The 4,055-nt window shown below is 39.1% G+C and carries 4 protein-coding genes; all 4 read left to right on the top strand.

What is annotated here, in order from left to right; all coding sequences use genetic code 11:
* Positions 1–909 (top strand): tagatose-bisphosphate aldolase (gene lacD / locus HMPREF2805_RS04580; protein WP_075231583.1); only part of this gene is annotated, 909 nt, incomplete at its 5' end.
* 230 nt (positions 910–1,139) lie between these two features.
* Positions 1,140–1,976, top strand: coding sequence for a PRD domain-containing protein (locus HMPREF2805_RS04575; protein WP_075231582.1), 837 nt, complete (start codon positions 1,140–1,142; stop codon positions 1,974–1,976).
* A 35-nt stretch (positions 1,977–2,011) separates the two neighbouring features.
* The gene (locus tag HMPREF2805_RS04570; protein WP_049527213.1) at positions 2,012–2,329 is read left to right on the top strand and encodes a PTS lactose/cellobiose transporter subunit IIA; all 318 of its coding nucleotides are present in this window, start codon (positions 2,012–2,014) and stop codon (positions 2,327–2,329) included.
* A complete protein-coding gene (locus HMPREF2805_RS04565) occupies positions 2,329–4,020 on the top strand; it encodes a lactose-specific PTS transporter subunit EIIC (protein ID WP_075231581.1) in 1,692 nt (563 codons plus the stop codon). Before HMPREF2805_RS04570 ends, HMPREF2805_RS04565 begins: the two co-directional genes overlap by 1 nt.
* Positions 4,021–4,055: the final 35 nt, after the last annotated feature.

Below are 4,055 nucleotides of genomic sequence, written 5' to 3'. Positions count from 1 at the left end.
GCTTTTGACCAACGTGGTGCTTTGAAACGCCTTATGGCTCAATACCAAACAGAGGAGCCAACGGTAGCTCAAATGGAAGAACTTAAAGTCTTGGTTGCGGATGAATTGACTAAATACGCTTCATCTATGCTTTTAGACCCTGAATATGGTCTTCCAGCAACAAAAGCTCTTGCTCCAAATGCAGGTCTTCTCCTCGCTTATGAAAAAACTGGATACGATACAACAAGCACAAAACGCTTGCCAGACTGCTTGGATGTTTGGTCTGCAAAACGTATCAAAGAACAAGGGGCAGATGCTGTTAAGTTCTTGCTTTACTATGACGTAGATAGCTCTGACGAACTCAACCAACAAAAACAAGCCTACATTGAACGTATCGGTTCTGAGTGTGTGGCAGAAGATATTCCATTCTTCCTTGAAATCCTTGCTTACGATGAAAAAATTGCTGATGCAGGTTCTGCTGAATACGCTAAAGTAAAACCACACAAGGTTATCGGCGCTATGAAAGTCTTCTCAGATCCACGTTTCAACATCGATGTCTTGAAAGTAGAAGTTCCAGTTAACGTGAAATACGTTGAAGGCTTTGGTGATGGAGAAATCGTTCATACACGTGAAGAGGCAGCAGCATTCTTCAAAGCACAAGACGAAGCAACTAACCTTCCTTACATCTACTTGAGTGCAGGTGTATCCGCTAAACTCTTCCAAGAGACACTTGTCTTTGCCCACGAATCAGGCGCAAACTTCAACGGAGTTCTTTGTGGACGTGCTACATGGGCAGGATCAGTTGAAGCTTACATCAAAGATGGTGAAGCAGCAGCTCGCGAATGGCTTCGTACAACTGGATTTGAAAACATTGATGAACTTAATAAGGTTCTTCAAACAACAGCTACTTCATGGACTGAACGTGTGTAAACTTCCCCCTTTATGTCCTAAAACCTAGCATAAAATTTTAAAAAAAGTTGTATGTAAAGGTTTACAAAAAATCATTCTTGTGATATACTAAAGTCACAAGTTAATACAAAGTGAGTGTTACTAAGTAATATTAGGCATGATCACAGATGACTCAGATGTATATTTTCTGAGTTCATTTGTGGTCATTTTTTATGCTCACAAAACTTAAATAATAGGGCAAGGAGGTTGCCATGTATCGGATATTAAATCCAATGAATAACAATGTTTCTCTCGTGCGTAATAGTAAGGGAGAGGAGTTGATCGTAATTGGTAAGGGTATTTCGTTCGGTAAGAAGAAGGGAGATTTGATTTCTGAGGATCAGGTTGAAAAAGTTTTCCGAATGAAAACGGAAGAGTCGCGAGAAAATTTTATGGCTCTTCTCAAGGATGTACCGCTTGATTTTATTACGGTTACTTATGAGATTATTGATAATCTTTCTAAAAAATATCAATATCCTGTCCAAGAGTATCTATACGTCACTCTGACAGACCATATCTATTGTTCTTATCAGGCTATTAGTCAAGGACGCTATAAGGATAGTAACTTGCCTGATATTTCTGCCAAGTATCCTATCGCTTTTCAAATTGCACAAGAAGCTTTTGAAATTTATCGTCAAAAACTGACAGAAAATTTTCCTGAAGACGAGATCATTCGTATCGCTTATCACTTCATCAACGCGGAAGGTGAGAATGAAGTCGAAGTTGTTGAGTCGATTGATAAGAGAAAGGAAATTTTAAAGAGTGTTGAAAGCGTTTTGAAGAGTTATAAAATCCAGCGAACACCTGAAAATAATAATTTTTACGATCGCTTTATGATTCATCTAAATTATTTTTTGGATTATTTGGATCGTAGTCGCGATGATAATCGATCCTTGCTCGATATGGAAGAACATATAAAAAATACCTATCCAGAAGCATTCGAGATTGGTAGCAAAATTTATGAAGTCATTGCTCAGGAAACTGGTCTTGACCTCTACAAGAGTGAACGAGTTTATCTTGTTCTACACATCCAACGTTTATTGTCATAACGCTTTACTAAAAAATATATAAGGAGAATTCTATCATGAATAGAGAAGAAGTAACATTGTTAGGTTTTGAAATCGTTGCCTATGCAGGTGATGCTCGTTCAAAATTATTAGAAGCTTTGAAGGCTGCTGAAGCTAGCGATTTTGCTAAAGCAGAAGCTCTTGTTGAAGAAGCAGCAGGTTGCATTGCGGAAGCTCACAAAGCGCAAACATCTATGCTTGCTCAAGAAGCTGCAGGGGAAGAAATTCCATACAGCATCACAATGATGCACGGACAAGATCACCTGATGACAACAATCTTGCTAAAAGATTTGGTGCATCATTTAATTGAACTTTATAAAAGAGGAGCTAAATAATGAATAAGTTAATTGCCTATATCGAGAAAGGGAAGCCTTTCTTTGAAAAACTATCTCGAAATATCTATCTTCGTGCTATTCGAGATGGATTTATCGCTGGAATGCCTGTCATTCTCTTCTCAAGTATTTTTATCTTGATTGCTTTTGTTCCAAACTCTTGGGGCTTTAAATGGTCTGATGAAGTAGTAGCACTTTTGATGAAACCTTACAGCTACTCTATGGGGATTCTAGCAGTCTTGGTAGCTGGTACCACTGCTAAATCTTTAACAGACTCCGTCAATCGTAGTATGGAGAAAACCAACCAAATCAACTATATGTCAACGCTATTGGCGGCTATTGTTGGTTTGCTGATGTTAGCAGCTGACCCAATCGAGGGTGGCTTTGCAACTGGTTTCCTTGGAACAAAAGGGTTGCTTTCAGCCTTCCTGGCAGCTTTTGTAACTGTAGCTATCTATAAGGTTTGTGTGAAGAACAACGTTACTATTCGCATGCCTGACGAAGTTCCACCGAATATCTCACAAGTCTTTAAAGACGTTATTCCGTTTACGCTTTCAGTTGTTTCTCTTTATGCTCTTGACTTATTAGCACGTCATTTTGTTGGTTCTAGTGTGGCAGAATCAATCGGTAAATTCTTTGCTCCATTATTCTCTGCAGCTGATGGATACCTTGGTATTACTATTATCTTTGGTGCTTTTGCCTTCTTCTGGTTTGTCGGTATTCACGGCCCATCTATCGTTGAACCTGCCATTGCAGCGATTACTTATGCAAATGCCGAAGTCAACTTGAACCTTCTTCAACAAGGTATGCACGCTGATAAGATCCTTACATCTGGTACACAAATGTTTATCGTTACCATGGGTGGTACAGGAGCAACTCTTGTGGTTCCATTCATGTTTATGTGGTTGTGTAAATCGAAACGAAATCGTGCTATTGGACGTGCTTCAGTAGTTCCTACATTCTTCGGTGTAAATGAACCAATCTTGTTTGGTGCACCACTTGTTTTGAACCCAATCTTCTTTATCCCATTTATCTTCGCACCTATTGCAAACGTATGGATCTTTAAGTTCTTTATTGAAACACTTGGCATGAACTCATTTACTGCCAACCTTCCATGGACTACACCAGGACCTCTTGGTATTGTTCTTGGTACAAACTTCCAGTTCTTGTCATTTGCTCTTGCAGCATTGTTAATCGTAGTGGATATTGCAATCTACTATCCATTCCTTAAAGTTTATGACGAACAAATTCTTGAAGAAGAACGTTCTGGTAAAGCCAACGATGAATTAAAAGAAAAAGTAGCCGCAAACTTCAATACTGCTAAAGCGGATGCTATCCTTGAAAAAGCTGGAGTAGAATCAGCACAAAATACAATCACTGATGAAACAAACGTACTCGTTCTTTGTGCAGGTGGTGGAACAAGTGGACTTCTTGCAAATGCTTTGAATAAAGCAGCAGCAGAATACAATGTTCCAGTTAAAGCTGCAGCAGGTGGCTATGGAGCCCACCGTGAAATGTTACCAGAGTTTGATTTGGTTATCTTAGCACCACAAGTTGCTTCAAACTTTGAGGATATGAAAGCTGAAACAGATAAACTTGGAATCAAATTGGCTAAGACTGAAGGAGCTCAATACATCAAGTTGACTCGTGATGGTAAAGGTGCTCTTGCATTTGTTCAAGCTCAATTCGATTGATGATAGGGACTGTAAAACAGTCTCCTATCATCACG

The sequence above is a fragment of the Streptococcus sp. HMSC034E03 genome, from assembly GCF_001811505.1.
In the GTDB taxonomy this organism is placed as follows: Bacteria; Bacillota; Bacilli; order Lactobacillales; family Streptococcaceae; genus Streptococcus.
Note: the sequence above shows the minus strand (reverse complement) of the source record. Positions and strands in the feature narration are given on the sequence as shown.

Coding starts and splice junctions, on each gene's coding strand:
- HMPREF2805_RS04575 (WP_075231582.1), top strand. CDS start 1,140: ATGTATCGGATATTAAATCCAATGAATAACAATGTTTCTCTCGTGCGT.
- HMPREF2805_RS04570 (WP_049527213.1), top strand. CDS start 2,012: ATGAATAGAGAAGAAGTAACATTGTTAGGTTTTGAAATCGTTGCCTAT.
- HMPREF2805_RS04565 (WP_075231581.1), top strand. CDS start 2,329: ATGAATAAGTTAATTGCCTATATCGAGAAAGGGAAGCCTTTCTTTGAA.